General features: G+C 71.7%; 15 protein-coding genes and 1 tRNA gene. 8 read left to right on the top strand and 8 right to left on the bottom strand.

Annotated features, from left to right (window positions below):
* Positions 1–88: 88 nt before the first annotated feature.
* Entirely contained in the window at positions 89–691 is a 603-nt protein-coding gene (locus ACFV3E_RS17270; protein ID WP_018559808.1) for a TetR/AcrR family transcriptional regulator, read from the bottom strand.
* A gap of 76 nt (positions 692–767) precedes the next feature.
* Positions 768–1,757, bottom strand: coding sequence for an acyl-CoA desaturase (locus ACFV3E_RS17265; RefSeq protein WP_500535405.1), 990 nt, complete (start codon positions 1,755–1,757; stop codon positions 768–770).
* Positions 1,758–2,002: 245 nt separating this feature from the next.
* Here ACFV3E_RS17265 and ACFV3E_RS17260 point away from each other — a divergent pair.
* The 6 genes from ACFV3E_RS17260 (at position 2,003) to ACFV3E_RS17235 (ending at position 6,748) form a co-directional block, all read left to right on the top strand.
* Positions 2,003–2,073: transfer RNA gene (locus ACFV3E_RS17260), tRNA-Gln, on the top strand.
* Positions 2,074–2,180: 107 nt separating this feature from the next.
* Entirely contained in the window at positions 2,181–3,620 is a 1,440-nt protein-coding gene (gene glmU, locus ACFV3E_RS17255) for a bifunctional UDP-N-acetylglucosamine diphosphorylase/glucosamine-1-phosphate N-acetyltransferase GlmU (protein WP_500535404.1), read from the top strand.
* A 139-nt stretch (positions 3,621–3,759) separates the two neighbouring features.
* Positions 3,760–4,737, top strand: coding sequence for a ribose-phosphate diphosphokinase (locus ACFV3E_RS17250; protein ID WP_329187428.1), 978 nt, complete (start codon positions 3,760–3,762; stop codon positions 4,735–4,737).
* Between the two features lie 187 nt (positions 4,738–4,924).
* Positions 4,925–5,533 carry a 50S ribosomal protein L25/general stress protein Ctc gene (locus ACFV3E_RS17245; protein ID WP_500535403.1) on the top strand — a complete coding sequence of 203 codons (609 nt, stop codon included), beginning with the start codon at positions 4,925–4,927 and terminating at the stop codon, positions 5,531–5,533.
* Between the two features lie 69 nt (positions 5,534–5,602).
* On the top strand, positions 5,603–6,205 hold the full coding sequence (pth, locus tag ACFV3E_RS17240) for an aminoacyl-tRNA hydrolase (RefSeq protein ID WP_500535402.1): 603 nt from the start codon (positions 5,603–5,605) through the stop codon (positions 6,203–6,205).
* A gap of 48 nt (positions 6,206–6,253) precedes the next feature.
* A complete protein-coding gene (locus ACFV3E_RS17235; protein WP_500368944.1) occupies positions 6,254–6,748 on the top strand; it encodes a hypothetical protein in 495 nt (164 codons plus the stop codon).
* 62 nt (positions 6,749–6,810) lie between these two features.
* Here ACFV3E_RS17235 and ACFV3E_RS17230 read toward each other — a convergent pair whose 3' ends face one another.
* Together ACFV3E_RS17230 and ACFV3E_RS17225 are read right to left on the bottom strand one after the other, a co-directional pair.
* Positions 6,811–7,179, bottom strand: coding sequence for a VOC family protein (locus ACFV3E_RS17230; protein WP_500535401.1), 369 nt, complete (start codon positions 7,177–7,179; stop codon positions 6,811–6,813).
* Between the two features lie 5 nt (positions 7,180–7,184).
* Complete coding sequence (locus ACFV3E_RS17225) at positions 7,185–8,006, bottom strand: trans-aconitate 2-methyltransferase (protein ID WP_500368941.1); 822 nt, start codon at positions 8,004–8,006, stop codon at positions 7,185–7,187.
* 121 nt (positions 8,007–8,127) lie between these two features.
* Between ACFV3E_RS17225 and ACFV3E_RS17220 the strand changes: the two genes are divergently transcribed.
* Positions 8,128–8,625 carry a MarR family winged helix-turn-helix transcriptional regulator gene (locus ACFV3E_RS17220; protein ID WP_500535400.1) on the top strand — a complete coding sequence of 166 codons (498 nt, stop codon included), beginning with the start codon at positions 8,128–8,130 and terminating at the stop codon, positions 8,623–8,625.
* 242 nt (positions 8,626–8,867) lie between these two features.
* On the top strand, positions 8,868–10,415 hold the full coding sequence (locus ACFV3E_RS17215; protein WP_500535399.1) for an SH3 domain-containing protein: 1,548 nt from the start codon (positions 8,868–8,870) through the stop codon (positions 10,413–10,415).
* Positions 10,416–10,490: 75 nt separating this feature from the next.
* Here ACFV3E_RS17215 and ACFV3E_RS17210 read toward each other — a convergent pair whose 3' ends face one another.
* From ACFV3E_RS17210 to galT, 4 genes are all read right to left on the bottom strand, one after another.
* Positions 10,491–11,288: a LuxR C-terminal-related transcriptional regulator gene (locus ACFV3E_RS17210; protein ID WP_500535398.1), complete on the bottom strand. Its 798-nt coding sequence runs from the start codon at positions 11,286–11,288 to the stop codon at positions 10,491–10,493.
* A gap of 513 nt (positions 11,289–11,801) precedes the next feature.
* Positions 11,802–12,947 carry a galactokinase gene (gene galK / locus ACFV3E_RS17205; RefSeq protein WP_500535397.1) on the bottom strand — a complete coding sequence of 382 codons (1,146 nt, stop codon included), beginning with the start codon at positions 12,945–12,947 and terminating at the stop codon, positions 11,802–11,804.
* Entirely contained in the window at positions 12,944–13,933 is a 990-nt protein-coding gene (gene galE, locus ACFV3E_RS17200; RefSeq protein ID WP_500535396.1) for a UDP-glucose 4-epimerase GalE, read from the bottom strand. Before galE ends, galK begins: the two co-directional genes overlap by 4 nt.
* Positions 13,934–14,032: 99 nt before the next feature.
* Complete coding sequence (gene galT, locus ACFV3E_RS17195; RefSeq protein WP_500535395.1) at positions 14,033–15,082, bottom strand: galactose-1-phosphate uridylyltransferase; 1,050 nt, start codon at positions 15,080–15,082, stop codon at positions 14,033–14,035.
* Between the last annotated feature and the right edge of the window lie 13 nt (positions 15,083–15,095).

The following is a 15,095-nucleotide window of genomic DNA, read 5'->3' as shown; positions in this document are numbered from 1 at the left end:
GCTGTTTTTTTTTTATCCCCCCGGGGGGGGCCCCCCCCCGGGGCCCCCCCCCGCCCTTCTTCCTGTGCGTGCGGAGCGGGGCGCGGCGTCAGTTCTTGCGGTGGCCGATCAGCCGCGGCCGGGGTTCGAGCCCGGACAGGCCGTTCCAGGAGAGGTTCACCAGGTGCGCGGCGACCTCCGCCTTCTTGGGCTTCTGGGCGTCCAGCCACCACTGCCCGGTGAGCGCCACCATCCCGACCAGCGCCTGCGCGTAGAGCGGGGCGAGCTTGGCGTCGAAGCCGCGCTGCTTGAACTCCATGCCCAGGATGTCCTCCACCTGGGTGGCGATGTCGCTGATCAGTGAGGCGAAGGTGCCGGTGGACTGGGCGACGGGCGAGTCCCGGACGAGGATCCGGAAGCCGTCGGTGTACTGCTCGATGTAGTCCAGCAGCGCGAAGGCCGCCTGTTCCAGCAGTTCGCGCGGATGGCCACCGGTGAGGGCACCGGTGACCATGTCGAGCAGGCACCGCATCTCGCGGTCCACGACGACGGCGTAGAGGCCCTCCTTGCCGCCGAAGTGCTCGTACACGACGGGCTTGGAGACGCCCGCCTTGTGCGCGATCTCCTCGACGGAGGTGCCCTCGAAACCGCGTTCGGCGAAGAGCGTGCGCCCCACGTCGAGGAGTTGCTCGCGGCGCTCCTTGCCCGTCATGCGGACCCGCCGGGCACGCCGCGACGGCGTACCCTCGCTGCCCCTGCTGCTGCTTCTGCCGTCGCTCACCCGTCAATCATGCCGCTTCGCTGACGCTCTCCTTACGGCGGGCGGCGATCCGGTCAGCGGTCGGCCACCGTACGTCACTGGCCCACCCGAGCAGTTCGAACCAGCGGATGATGCGGGCGCTGGAGTCGATCTGGCCGCGGAGCACGCCGTGCCGGGCGGAGGTGGGGTCGGCGTGGTGGAGGTTGTGCCAGGACTCACCGCAGGACAGCACGGCCAGCCACCAGACGTTGCCGGACTTGTCGCGGGAGCGGAAGGGCCGCTTGCCGACCGCGTGGCAGATCGAGTTGATCGACCAGGTGACGTGGTGCAGCAGGGCCACGCGGACCAGGGAGCCCCAGAAGAAGGCGGTGGCGGCGCCGGTCCACGACATCGTCGCCAGGCCGCCGATCAGCGGCGGGAGCAGCAGCGAGACGGACGTCCAGAGCCAGAAGTCACGGCTGATCCGGCGGATCGCCGGGTCCTTCATCAGATCGGGGGCGTACTTGTGCTGGGGGGTCTGCTCCTCGTCGAACAACCAGCCCATGTGGGCCCACCACAGGCCCTTCATCAGGGCGGGGACGCTCTCGCCGTAGCGCCAGGGGCTGTGCGGGTCGCCTTCGGCGTCGGAGAACTTGTGGTGCTTGCGGTGGTCGGCGACCCACCGCACGACCGGTCCCTCGACGGCCATCGACCCGGCGATGGCCAGGGCGATCTTCAGCGGGCGGTTGGCCTTGAAGGAGCCGTGGGTGAAGTGGCGGTGGAAGCCGATGGTGATGCCGTGACAGCCGAGGTAGTACATCCCCACCATCAGGCCGAGGTCGAGCCAGCTCAGGCCCCATCCCCACGCGAGCGGGATCGCCGCGACGAGGGCGAGGAAGGGGATGCCGATGAAGAGTCCGAGGGTGATCTGCTCGAGTGACTGCTTCTTGTCACCACCGAGCGTGGCGCGGGGAAGCGGGGCCCCGGAGCCGGCCCCGGGTTCCGGGGACTCGGTGATCACGTCGGTCTGTGTGGTCATGGTGGTCCCTCAATGAAGGTCGGGGGCTACGCCACCGTAACTTACGGCTTCGTAAGGATGGCAGGGCTAAGTGAAGGCCGAACAGAGCACGCGTGTCGGCGGGAATACGGCTCTTGGCACATGTACCCATGTTTGACGAGGGGAAGTACCGATCTTTCTCGTCGCATTGGAGGCGGTCGGTGCGGCATAGTGGTGGAGGCCAGACGGGCACCCTGACCGGATGTCCTGTTCGGCCGGGGTTTCCTTCCGCTGTGGTGTAACGGCAGCACTGAGGGTTTTGGTCCCTTAAGTCCGGGTTCGAATCCTGGCAGCGGAGCACTGACCGAGGGGTCGCGGCAACCGTCGCGACCCTTCCGAGTTCACCGCCCGAAACGCCCCGGTATCCTTCGGGTGACCTTCACCCGACGTCGAGGAGTCCGTTCCGTGAGCGCCCACCGCCCGGCCGCCGTCATCGTCCTTGCCGCGGGTGAGGGCACCCGTATGAAGTCGGCGACCCCCAAAGTCCTGCACACGATCAGCGGCCGCTCCCTGGTCGGACACGTCGTGGCCGCGGCCCGCGCCCTGGAGCCCGAGCACCTGCTGGTCGTGGTCGGCCACGCCCGCGAGCAGGTGACCGCCCACCTGGCCGGGACCGACGCCGCGGTCCGCACCGCCGTGCAGTACGAGCAGAACGGCACCGGCCACGCGGTCCGGGCGGGCCTGGCGGAACTCCCGGAGCTGACCGGCACGGTGGTCATCACCGCCGGCGACACCCCGCTGCTCACCCCGGACACCCTGCGCGCGCTGGTCGAGGCCCACGCCGCCGACGGCAACGCCGTCACCGTGCTGACCGCCGAGGTCCCCGACCCGACCGGCTACGGCCGCATCGTGCGCGGAGCCGACGGCTCGGTGCTGGCGATCGTCGAGCAGAAGGACGCCACCGACGAGCAGCGGGCCATCCCCGAGATCAACTCCGGGGTGTTCGCCTTCGACGCGGCGCTGCTGACCGACGCGCTGGCCAAGGTGACCACCGACAACGCCCAGGGCGAGGAGTACCTCACCGACACCCTCGGCATCCTGCGCGAGGCCGGCCACCGCGTCGGCGCCTCGGTCGCCGAGGACCACCGCGAGATCGCCGGCATCAACAACCGCGTACAGCTCGCCGAGGCCCGCCGCACCCTCAACGACCGCCTGCTGCACAGGGCGATGCTGGAGGGCGCGACGATCATGGACCCGGCGTCGACCTGGCTGGACGTCACGGTGGAGTTCGAGCCCGACACCCTGGTGCTGCCGAACACCCAGCTGTACGGCGCGACCCGGCTCGCCTCCGGCGCCCAGGTCGGCCCCAACTGCACGCTGACCGACACCCTGGTCGGACCCGGCGCCACGGTGAGCAACACCGTGGCCGTCAGCGCGGAGATCGGCGAGGCCGCCTCAGTCGGCCCGTACGCCTACCTGCGCCCGGGCGCCAAACTCGGCCCCAAGGCGAAGGCCGGCACCTACGTCGAGATGAAGAACGCCACCCTCGGCGAGGGCACCAAGGTGCCGCACCTGTCCTACGTCGGCGACGCGACGATCGGCGATTACACGAACATCGGCGCCGCCAGCGTCTTCGTCAACTACGACGGGCAGGCCAAGCACCACACCACGATCGGCTCCCACTGCCGCACCGGCTCCGACAACATGTTCGTGGCCCCCGTCACAGTCGGGGACGGCGCCTACACCGCCGCGGGCTCCGTGATCACCAAGGACGTGCCGGCCGGTTCGCTCGCCGTCGCGCGCGGGCAGCAGCGCAACATCGAGGGCTGGGTGGCCAGGAAGCGGCCCGGCAGCGCGGCGGCCCACGCCGCCGAACAGGCCCAGCAGGCCGCGCCGGAGGCCTGACCGGCGGGGGAGCGCGTGCGGGGTGGCCTTCCCCACGTGCGCGGTCGCGCCACGCAGCGCGTACCGTGTGAGGTGCACACAATTCCGCCAGCTCCCTCACCGAGGGCGAAGCTGCGTTGAACACCAAGGAGACGGTGCAGTGACCGGGATCAAGACGACCGGTGAGAAGAAGCTGATGCTCTTCTCCGGCCGCGCACACCCCGAGCTCGCGGAGGAGGTGGCACGTGAGCTGGGCGTCAACCTTGTGCCGACGAAGGCCTTCGACTTCGCGAACGGTGAGATCTACGTCCGCTTCGAGGAGTCGGCCCGCGGCTCGGACGCTTTCGTCATCCAGAGCCACACCGCTCCCATCAACAAGTGGATCATGGAGCAGCTGATCATGATCGACGCGCTGAAGCGGGCGTCCGCCAAGCGCATCACCGTGGTCGTGCCGTTCTACGGCTACGCCCGCCAGGACAAGAAGCACCGCGGCCGCGAGCCGATCTCGGCCCGCCTCGTGGCCGACCTGATGAAGACCGCGGGCGCCGACCGGATCCTCACGGTCGACCTGCACACCGACCAGATCCAGGGCTTCTTCGACGGCCCGGTGGACCACCTGTTCGCGCTGCCCATACTGGCGGACTACGTGGGCGCCAAGGTCGACCGCTCGAAGCTGACCGTCGTCTCCCCCGACGCCGGCCGGGTGCGCGTGGCCGACCGCTGGTGCGACCGCCTGGGCGCGCCGCTGGCCATCGTCCACAAGCGGCGCGACCCGGACGTCGCCAACCAGGTCACCGTGCACGAGGTGGTCGGTGACGTGCGCGGCCGCATCTGCGTCCTGGTGGACGACATGATCGACACCGGTGGCACCATCTGCGCCGCGGCGGACGCCCTGTTCGCCAACGGCGCGGAGGACGTCATCGTGACCGCCACCCACGGCGTCCTGTCCGGCCCGGCCGCGGACCGGCTGAAGAACTCCAAGGTGAGCGAGTTCGTCTTCACCGACACCCTGCCGACGCCGGGTGAACTGGACCTGGACAAGATCACGGTGCTGTCGATCGCGCCGACGATCGCCAACGCGGTCCGCGAGGTCTTCGAGGACGGCTCCGTGACGAGCCTCTTCGAGGACGCGCACTGATCACCGTCTGATCGATTTCCGGGGCGGCCTCCCCGCCGGGTAGACTCTGCGAGTTGCTCGGCGAGGGAGGCCGTTCCCGTTTCGACGGCGGACTCCGTTATCGACGCGCTCCTCGTAAGTGGAACGGCCCGTCGTGGGCTGGGCGACCGACCGAAGTCCCGTCGTCATCACGAGGAGTGTGATCCCCATGTCCGAGGTGAAGATCTCCGCGCAGCTGCGCACCGAGTTCGGCAAGGGCGCCGCCCGCCGCATCCGCCGCTCGCACCAGGTCCCCGGTGTCATCTACGGCCACGGCCAGGACCCCAAGCACGTCGCCCTGCCGGGCCACGACCTGCTGCTCGCCCTGCGCACCCCGAACGTCCTGATCAGCCTGGACATCGAGGGTGACGGCACCGAGCTGGTCATCCCCAAGGCCGTGCAGCGCGACCCGCTGAAGGGCTTCCTGGAGCACGTCGACCTCCTCTCGGTCAAGCGCGGCGAGAAGGTCACCGTCGAGATCGTGGTCAACACCGAGGGCGAGCTCGCCCCCGGCGGCAACCTGCTGGAGCACGTGCTCAACGCGCTGCCGGTCGAGGCCGAGGCGACCCACATCCCCGACGGCGTCACCGTCTCCGTCGAGGGCCTGGAGGCCGGTACCTCCATCCTCGCCAAGGACATCCCGCTCCCCCAGGGCACCACCCTGGCCGTCGACGAGGACACCGTCGTCCTGCAGGTCGTCGCCGCCCAGGCCGAGGCTCCCGCCGAGGGCGAGGGTGAGGGCGCCGAGGGCGAGGGCGCCGAGGCCGCTGCCGAGTAAGTACGGCAGCACCCGCAGTTCCCCGGCCGCCGTCCCGCTCCGCAAGGAGCGGGACGGCGGTCCTGTTGAATGGACGACATGAGCATGAGCGCAGCGGAAAGCGCCCCCGAGGGGCCCTGGCTGGTGGCCGGTCTGGGCAACCCCGGACCGGAGTACGCCGGCAACCGGCACAACATCGGCTTCATGGTCGCCGACCTGCTCGCCGACCGGATCGGCGGGCGCTTCAAGACCCACAAGAGCCGGTCCCAGGTCGTCGAGGGGCGCATCGGCGGCCACCGCGTCGTGCTGGCCAAGCCGATGACGTACATGAACCTCTCCGGAGGCCCGGTGACGGCGCTGCGCGACTTCTACAAGGTGCCGCTCGGCAACCTCGTCGCGGTCCACGACGAGTTGGACATCGACTACGCCACCCTGCGTCTGAAGAAGGGCGGCGGCGACAACGGCCACAACGGCCTGAAGTCGATCACCAAGTCCCTCGGCCCCGACTACCTGCGGGTCCGCTGCGGCATCGGCCGCCCCCCGGGGCGGATGCAGGTCGCGGACTTCGTCCTGAAGGACTTCTCCTCCACCGAGCGCAAGGAGCTCGAGTGGTTCGTGGACCGGGCGGCCGACGCGGTCGAGTCGCTCGTCTGCGAGGGGCTGGAGAGGGCGCAGGGCACCTACAACGGTTGACCGTCGAAAGGTTGACCGAGTGCCATGCAATGGCCAAGGATCGCCCGCATGGTCAAACGGAGTCTCGCCCGCCGCACCGCCGAGAGCGCCTGGGGGCTGCTGCTGGTCGGCCGCATCGTGCTGCTGAGCGCACTGGTCCTGCTCATGCTGGCGGCCGGGGTGTGGACCTCGTGGAAGACCGCCCAGCACGTCATGCTCACCAAGGGCCGCGAGCAGGGCACGATGACGGTCTCCACCTGCGCCGCCGACACCTGCACCGGCCCCTTCGTGCCGGAGGGTCTCGGTTCCCTCCGCGGGAAGGTGACGATCGACAAGGCGGTCACCCACCGCACCGGCGAGCGGATACCGGTCGCGGTCAAGCCCGGCACCGACGACGTGGTGCGCACCGGACTCGCCGGTGTGCTGCACGCCTGGGTCCCGCTGGGCGGCGCCCTGCTCCTCGCCTCTCTGGTCCTGGCCGGGGGGCTGCGCTGGCCCCGCACCGCCTGGACCGCCGCCCTGGCCGGCGCCGCACTCCTGGGGGCGGCCTTCCTCACGCTGTGACGCTGTGCCGCTGTGCCGCCCGGCGGCGCCGGGCCCCGCGGAGGGACGGCGCCGCCGGGGTGTCACACGGCGTCGACGGGCTCCAGGAACTCCAGACGGTTGCCGAACGGGTCGTCGGTGTAGAAACGGCGATGGCCCGGCAGGTCACCGTCCCAGACGACCGCGGCCCCGCGGGACTCCAGCCGGTCCGCGTAAGCCCCGATGCCGCTCACGCGTAAGCCCGGATGGGCCTTCCGGGCGGGGCGGAAGTCCTCCTCCACGCCGATGTGCAGCTGGACCGGGCCCGTGGCGAACCAGCAGCCGCCCCGGGCGGCGAGCACCGGCGGCTTGGGGACCTCGCTCATCCCCAGGACCCCCGCGTAGAAGGCGCGCAGGATCTCCTCGGAGCCGGGCGGAGCGGCGAGCTGGACGTGGTCGAGGGCGGTGATCATCGGGATCACCCCGCTTTCCGTGCGACGGCGAAGATCCGCCGGAAGGGGAAGACGGTGCCGTGCGGCCCCGCCGGGTAGGCCTTGCGCAGCAGGTCGCGGTACTGGCCGAGGAACTCCCCGGTGGCCTCCGGGTCGTCCTCGAGGGCGGTCAGTACCGGGCGCAGCGCCGTTCCCTTCGTCCATTCGAGCACCGCGTCCTCGCCCTGCAGGAGCTGTACGTACGTGGTCTCCCAGACGTCGACGTCCACCTCGACGTCGGGGATCTCGATGAGGCGCTCCAGGTAACCGGGGGGCTGGAGGATGTGGACGTAGCGGCGGCCGTGGCCCTCGCCGAGGCGGTCGCGCCAGGCCGGGGAGTCGCAGAGGTCGCCGAGCAGCGCGTGACTGGGCGAGGTGAAGTTGCCGGGGACCTGGAAGGCGAGGACGCCGCCGGGAGCGAGGTGCTCGACCCAGAGGGGGAAACGCTCGGCGTGGCCCTCGACCCACTGGAGGGCGGCGTTGGAGACGATCAGGTCGTAGGTGCCGTCGGGGACCCAGTGGCCGGCGTCGGCGGGACGGAAGGTGAGGCTGCCGCCCCCGGCGGTGGGGCCCTCGTAGGCCCGGGCGGCCTCCAGCATCTCGGCGGAGCTGTCGAGGCCGGTGATCCGGGCATCGGGCCAGCGCTGCGCGAGCAGGGCGGTCACGTTGCCGGGGCCGCAGCCGACGTCCGCGATCCGCGGGCTCGCGCCGGGCAGCTCCGGTATCCGGGCCAGCAGGTCGTGGAAGGGGCGGGTGCGGTGGGTGGAGTGGCGGAGATACTGCTGGGGATCCCAGGCTGCTGCGGGCATGTTTCGAACTCCCTGGCGAGAGATGGATCTCTTCCTGCCGCCGACCTTGCCCACAAGGTTCCAGAGCTAATCTCTTGACGTCAAGAGACTTCATGTCGACACAACCCTTACACTGATCTCCATGGAGGACGAGGTCGATCGGCTGGTCGCTGCGTGGCGCAGGGAGCGCCCTGACCTCGACGTCGAACCGCTCGAGGTGCTCAGCCGGGTCAGCAGGCTGGCGAGGCATCTGGACCGGGCCCGTCGGCTGGCGTTCTCCGAGCACGGTCTGGAGCCCTGGGAGTTCGACGTGCTGACCTCCCTGCGCCGGGCGGGCGCGCCCTACCAGCTCTCCCCCGGACAGCTGCTGACCCAGACGCTGGTCACCTCGGGGACGATGACCAACCGGATCGACCGGCTCACCAAGAAGGGGCTCGTGGAGCGGCTGCCCGACCCCTCGGACCGGCGCGGCGTCCTCGTACGGCTCACCCCGGAGGGGCGGGACCGGGCGGACCAGGCCCTGGCGGGCCTGCTGACCCAGGAGCGGGCCATCCTCGGCGAGCTCTCCGGCCGCCAGCGGGGGGAACTCGCGAACCTGCTCCGACAGTTGACCGCGCCCTTCGACAACGTCCCCGGTTGACGCTGATTACCCGGCGTAACCGCCAGGGAATGATCACAAACGGCCACGCTCCGCCACCGGTTGCGCACACAAAGTGGCGCACTTAGCGTGATGTCCGTGAACGCCGCTTAAAGGCTCAAATGGCCACTTTTGCGGCTGCTGGCGCACCACATTCCGACAACGTCAAGTGGAAGGCAGTCGGGGCGCGTCCGGCTTCCATTTCCCTGGACCCCGCCGGGTCCCGCTCCACCTTGGAGATGCAGATGACTCTGCACACCCGCGCAAGCAAGATAGCCGCAACCGCGGTGACCGGCGCCTTGGCCGGCACCCTCGCCATCGGCACCATGGGCACCGCCTTCGCCACCGACGGCCGGCCTGCCGCCGGGGTGCCTGCCGCTCCTGGACCGGACGGCCAAAGTGAACTCGTTTCCCCTTCGGAGCACCTCCGGGACCTGTCCCGTGAAGTAGCGGTGAAGTCCGCACGCTCCCCCAACGCGGCCCTGTTCCAGGGCCGCGTCGTCGCCCGTACGGGTCTGCGCGTCCGCGGCGGACCGGGCGTCCAATTCGCCAGCGTCGGCGTCATCCCCTTCAACGCCCTGGTGGCCATCGTCTGCAAGTCCGTGGGCAGCCCCATCAGCGGCAACCCCCGCTGGTACCAGCTCAGCGGCAACCTCTGGGCCTGGTCCTCGGCCCGCTTCGTCGCCAACGTCGGCCCCGCGCCCGGCTGGTGCAGCGGCACCGGTGGGGTCGGCGGCGTCGGCGGTGTCGGCGGTGTCGGTGGAGTCGGTGGAGTCGGCGGAGTCGGCGGAGTCGGCGGAGTCGGCGGTGTCGGTGGTATCGGCGGAGTCGGCGGCATCGGCGTCCCCGGCTTCGTCGGCGGCATCGGCGGCATCGGCATCTGCCGCAACAACGGGCGCGGCGGCCGCGAGCACGGCCGCGGCGACGAGCGCTTCAACGGCGTGGACGACCCGTTCCGCGAGGACAGCCGTGCCGAGGAACCCCTGGACAGCGTCGCCCTCTCCAAGCGCAGCGACGGCCCCGGCGGAGTCGGTGTCGGTGGCGTTGGTGGCGTTGGTGGCGTTGGCGGTGTCGGCGGTGTCGGTGGCGTCGGCGGTGTTGGCGGAGTCGGCGGCATCGCCGGTCCCGGCTTCGTCGGCGGCCCCGGTGGCGTCGGCGGCCCCGGTGGCGTCGGCGGAGTCGGCGGTGTTGGCGGAGTCGGCGGTCCGGGCTTCGTCGGCGGCCCCGGTGGCGTCGGCGGCATCGGCGGTGTTGGCGGAGTCGGCGGCATCGGTGGCCCGGGCTTCGTCGGCGGTGTTGGCGGAGTCGGCGGCATCGGTGGCCCGGGCTTCGTCGGCGGTGTTGGCGGAGTCGGTGGCATCGGCGGAGTCGGTGGCGTCGGCGGTATCGCCGGTCCCGGCTTCGTCGGCGGCCCGGGCTTCGTGGGCGGAGTCGGCGGAGTCGGCGGCATCAACTGCCGTGACAACGGCCGGGGCGGCAACCGCGGGGACAACGGCCGCGGCGGCAACCGCGGCGACAACGGCCACGGCGGTAACGGTCGGAACGACAACGGCCGGGGCGACAACGGCCGGGGCGACAACCGCGGCGACAACAACCGCGACCCCTTCGACGACGCCGGTGACACCAACCGTGGCGACAACAACGGCCGCGACCCGTTCGACGGCCTCAATGACCGCGGTCAGGAGAACGGTCACCGCGACCGTGCCAACGACCGTGACACCAGCCGCTCGACGCCGACCACCGGCGTCGGCGGTAACCGCCCGGCGCCGACCACCGGCGTCGGCGGTGAATGACCGCGGGTATCCGCGGTGACCCGGCGGGTCGCTCTCCCCGGTCACGGGGAGGGCGATCCGCCGCGCTCCATGCCGTCAGACGTGCTGCACCGGGGCCGCGGAACCCACCCGGCCGCCCTCTCCGTCGGCCGGTGGCACCCCGGCCCGCCGGGCCAGCGCCACGGCGGCCAGCGTCGAATGCACGCCCAGCTTGCCCAGCACGTTCTGCATGTGGGTGCGGACGGTGTGCGGCGACAGGTACAGCCGCTCGGCGACCGCCTTGCGGCCCAGGCCGGCCACCATGCAGCGCAGCACCTCCTGCTCGCGCGGGGTGAGCGACTCCACCAGCCGCTCGCTCTCCGTCCGGTGCCGGCGCGCGGCGGTCAACTCCCGCAGCACGCCGGTGAGCAGGGCGGGCGGCAGATGCGTCTCGTCCCGCAGGACGCCGCGCATCACGGCCAGCAGCCGGGACAGCGAGCAGTCCTTGGCGACCCAGCCGGAGGCGCCGGCCTGCAGGGCCCGGGCGGCGCGGCGCGCGTCGTCGCGCTCGGCGAGCACGACCGTCCGGGTGGCGGGGTGTTCGGACCGTACGCGTTCCACCAGGGCGATGCCGTCGAGTCCGGTCTGGGCGCCGCCGTCGGCGGCGCCGAGCGGGGCGGCCCTGGGCGCGGCCATCACCCGGACCCCCGCGGCGGACGTCGTCCCCAGGTCGGCGTCGACCAGCAGCACGTCGTAGCGGCGGCCGTCGGAGGCCGCGCGTTCCAGGCAGCGCTGGGCAGCCGCCCCGCTCCCGGCGGCCGAGACGTCGACATCGGGCTCGGCCGCGAGGGCGGCCGCGAGCGATTCGGCGAAGATGCGGTGGTCGTCGACGACGAGAACGCGGATTCGTCCCACGGGCCCCACTCCCGGCATTCGGCACTTCCCCCCACGGACGAGGTCGATGTGCACGGAGGCCCGGCACCTGGAGCGGACGCCGCACGCCGCCGGGCTAGCAGCCGTCCCCAACCAGGTGCCGAACCCTTGTGTCTCGCCCCCTGATGCCGCCGGACCCCACCGGCGCTGCCAAAAAGCGTAGGGGCAGGAGCAGACAAAGGCGCCCGAATGGAAAAACTTGCGGGACGGAGTTCCCCCGGGACGTGCCGGGCAACGGCCCACGGTGCGGTTTTCCACAGCGGTGGACGGAGAAAGGCGTGCCGAGCCGCGGCAGCGCCGGTGGGGGCGTCCGACACCGGGGGATCACCCGTTGCTCGCGTCGATGCGCGGCACGGACGCGGACCGTGAACTCCCCGTCGTCGTCCACGCGGCGCCCGACCACCCGCCGGGCGTGACGGACTTCCTGCCGGCCAGGCGTCCCACGGCAGGGAGCCGGCCCTGAGGCCCGGGCCGGCTCCTTCCCTCCGCAACGGGTCAGACCAGCCGGCGGGCCCCCGCGGACGGCACCGCGGTGAAGACCCGCGGCTCGCGGTGGCCGGCCGTGGCGAAGGCACCGACGATCGCCTCGGCGGTCTTCTCCGCGGCGGACTCCTCCACCAGCACGATCGCCGAACCGCCGAAGCCGCCGCCGGTCATGCGCGCGCCGAGGGCGCCCGCCTCCACACCGGCCGACACCACCAGGTCGAGTTCCGGGCAGGAGACCTTGAAGTCGTCGCGCAGCGAGGCGTGGCCCTCGGTCAGCACCGGCCCGATGGCACGGGCGTCGCCCGTCTCCAGCAGCTCGACGACCCGCTCGACCCGGCGGTCCTCGGTGACCACGTGCCGTACCAGCGGCCGCAGTTCGGGGTCCTCGACGCGGGCGAGGGCCTCGCCGAGCCCGTCGTACGGGATGTCCCGCAGCGCGTCCACGCCGAGCAGCGCCGCCGCCTCCTCGCAGCCCGTCCGCCGCTTGCCGTACTCGCCCTCGCTGTGGGCGTGGGTGACCCGGGTGTCGACGACGAGCAGCCGCAGGCCCTGGGAGGCCATGTCGAAGGGGATCTGGCGCTGCGACAGGTCACGGGTGTCGAGCCACAGGGCGTTCCCCTCGGTGCAGCACGCCGAGGCGGTCTGGTCCATGATCCCGGTGGGGGCGCCCACGTAGACGTTCTCCGCGCGCTGGCAGAGCCGGGCGATCCGCCACCGCTCCAGGCCCAGGCCGTAGAGGTCGCCCAGGGCGACGGCGGTGACGACCTCGAGGGCGGCCGAGGAGGACAGGCCGGCGCCGGTGGGGACGGTGCTCTCGAAGTGGATGTCGGCGCCGGTGATCTCGTGCCCGGCGTCGCGCAGCGCCCAGATGACGCCCGCGGGGTAGTCGGCCCAGCCGGCACCGCCGCCGGGCGCGAGTTCGTCGACGTGCAGTTCGACGACGCCGGCGGGGACGTCCGGCGAGCCGCTGTGCAGCCGCAGCCGGCCGTCGGCGCGGCGGGCGACCGCGGCGACCGTGGTGTGCGGCAGCGCGAACGGCATCACGAAGCCGTCGTTGTAGTCGGTGTGCTCGCCGATCAGGTTCACCCGGCCGGGGGCGGCCCAGACCCCTTCGGGGCCGGTGCCGTACGTGGCGCGGAAGCCGTCCTCGCTCACTTGGCGTCCTCCCGGTCCCGCAGGTCCTGCGCGAAGGTCCAGGCGTCGCGGACGATCTCGGCGAGGTCGGTGCGCGAGGGACGCCAGCCCAGGCGCTCCTTGGCCCGCTCGGCGGAGGCCACCAGGACGGCCGGGTCGCCGCCGCGGCGCGGGGCGACGACCTCGGGGACGGGGTGACCGGTGACCTGGCGGACGGTCTCGATGACCTCGCGCACGGAGAAGCCGTTGCCGTTGCCGAGGTTGCAGATCAGGTGCTCGCCGAAGGCGGGCGCGTCGACGGCGAGCAGATGCGCCTCGGCCAGGTCGGCGACGTGGATGTAGTCGCGCACGCACGTGCCGTCGGGGGTCGGGTAGTCGTCGCCGTAGACCGAGATCGCCTCCCGGCGTCCCTGGGCGACCTGCAGCACGAGCGGGATGAGGTGCGACTCGGGGTCGTGGCGCTCGCCGGACACCCCGTAGGCGCCCGCGACGTTGAAGTAGCGCAGGGAGACCGCCGCCAGGCCGTGGGCGACGGCCTCGCTGGTGATCATGTGGTCGACGGCGAGCTTGGACGCGCCGTACGGGCTGGTCGGCAGCGTCGGGTCGTCCTCGGTGATCGGGACGGACTTCGGCTCGCCGTAGGTGGCGGCGGTGGAGGAGAAGACCAGCCGCCGGACCCCGGCGTCACGCATCGCCGTGAGCAGGTCCAGCGTGCCCACGACGTTGTTGCGCCAGTACTTCTCGGGGTGGACGACGGACTCGCCGACCTGGGAGCTGGCGGCGAAGTGCAGCACGGCGTCGTAGGTGGCGTCGAGCACCTTCGCCGCGTCCTGGACGCGCCCCTCGACGAAGTCGGCGCCCTCGGGGACGCCGTCCCGGAAGCCGGTGGACAGGTCGTCCAGGACGGTGACCCGGTGCCCCGCCTCCAGCAGATGGGCCGCCACGACGCTGCCGACGTAACCGGCGCCTCCGGTGACCAGAACCTTCTTCGTGCGAGGGTCGCTCACAGGGTCACAGCCTTTCTCGGGTTCGACTCGGGGCCACGGTAGCGGCGCCGGATGAACACGCGCCGGTAGGGGGCGGGGTGACGATCATGGGTGCGCCGCTCACGGGGAGGCGACCTCCCTCAGGCGGCTCGCGGCGGTCTCCGGCGGCACGTCGTTGATGAAGACGCTCATGCCGGACTCGGAGCCCGCGAGGTACTTGAGCTTCCCCTCGGTGCGGCGGATCGTGAACAGCTCCAGGTGGAGCGCGAACTCCTCGCGCTGCGCGCTGCTGAACGGCGCCTGGTGCCAGCCGGAGATGTACGGGGTGGGCGGCGCCCCCTCGGGACCGAACAGCCGGTCGAAGCGGCGCAGCAGTTCCAGGTAGAGCCCGGGGAACTCGGCGCGGGCCGCCTCGTCCAGGGCCGTGAGGTCCGGCACCCTGCGGCGGGGGTAGAGGTGCACCTCGTACGGCCAGTGCGCGGAGTACGGCACGAACGCCGTCCAGTGCTCGCTCTCCAGGACGACACGGCTGCCGTCCTCGCGCTCGCGCGCCACGAGGTCGTCGAAGAGGTTGCGGCCGCCGGTGGCCTCGCGGTGCCGCTCCAGCGAACGCAGCATCAGCTCGGTGCGCGGGGTGGCGTACGGGTAGCCGTAGATCTGGCCGTGCGGGTGGCCGAGGGTGACGCCGATCTCCTCGCCGCGGTTCTCGAAGCAGTAGACCTGCTCGACGCCCGGCAGCCGGGAGAGTTCGGCCGTGCGGTCGGTCCAGGCGTCGAGGACCAGCCGCGCCTGCTCGGGGGTGAGGTCGGCGAAGGACTTGTCGTGCCGGTCGGTGAAGCAGACGACCTCGCAACGGCCATGTTTTCCGCTGAGCGAGGGAAAGCGGTTCTCGAAGACGGCCACGTCGTAGTGGTCTTCCGGGATCTCGCTCAACCGGCCGTCCCGGGACGGGCACAGCGGGCACTCGTCCGCGGGCGGGTGGTAGGTGCGGGCCTGGCGGTGGGAGGCGATGGCGACGAAGTCACCGAGCAGCGGGTCGTGGCGGATCTCCGAAGCGCTGGTCACCGGGTCCAGCGGGCGGCGGTCGACGGCGTCGCGGGGCTCGTCGTCGCGCAGGTCGTAGTAGATCAGCTCGCGCCCGTCGGCGAGCCGGGTCGATGTCTTCTTCACCCTGCGGGCTCCT

The sequence above is a fragment of the Streptomyces sp. NPDC059718 genome, assembly GCF_042733315.1.
GTDB lineage: Bacteria > Actinomycetota > Actinomycetes > Streptomycetales > Streptomycetaceae > Actinacidiphila.
The sequence above is the reverse complement of the archived record's forward strand: the minus strand, read 5'-3'. Positions and strand labels throughout refer to the sequence as shown.

What these genes read in the sequence shown, in the direction of transcription:
- ACFV3E_RS17215 (WP_500535399.1), top strand. Translation starts at nt 8,868, where the DNA reads ATGACTCTGCACACCCGCGCAAGCAAGATAGCCGCAACCGCGGTGACC.
- ACFV3E_RS17245 (WP_500535403.1), top strand. Translation starts at nt 4,925, where the DNA reads ATGTCCGAGGTGAAGATCTCCGCGCAGCTGCGCACCGAGTTCGGCAAG.
- ACFV3E_RS17220 (WP_500535400.1), top strand. Translation starts at nt 8,128, where the DNA reads ATGGAGGACGAGGTCGATCGGCTGGTCGCTGCGTGGCGCAGGGAGCGC.
- pth (WP_500535402.1), top strand. Translation starts at nt 5,603, where the DNA reads ATGGACGACATGAGCATGAGCGCAGCGGAAAGCGCCCCCGAGGGGCCC.
- ACFV3E_RS17235 (WP_500368944.1), top strand. Translation starts at nt 6,254, where the DNA reads ATGGTCAAACGGAGTCTCGCCCGCCGCACCGCCGAGAGCGCCTGGGGG.
- ACFV3E_RS17265 (WP_500535405.1), bottom strand. Translation starts at nt 1,757, where the DNA reads ATGACCACACAGACCGACGTGATCACCGAGTCCCCGGAACCCGGGGCC.
- ACFV3E_RS17225 (WP_500368941.1), bottom strand. Translation starts at nt 8,006, where the DNA reads ATGCCCGCAGCAGCCTGGGATCCCCAGCAGTATCTCCGCCACTCCACC.
- ACFV3E_RS17230 (WP_500535401.1), bottom strand. Translation starts at nt 7,179, where the DNA reads ATGATCACCGCCCTCGACCACGTCCAGCTCGCCGCTCCGCCCGGCTCC.
- ACFV3E_RS17270 (WP_018559808.1), bottom strand. Translation starts at nt 691, where the DNA reads ATGACGGGCAAGGAGCGCCGCGAGCAACTCCTCGACGTGGGGCGCACG.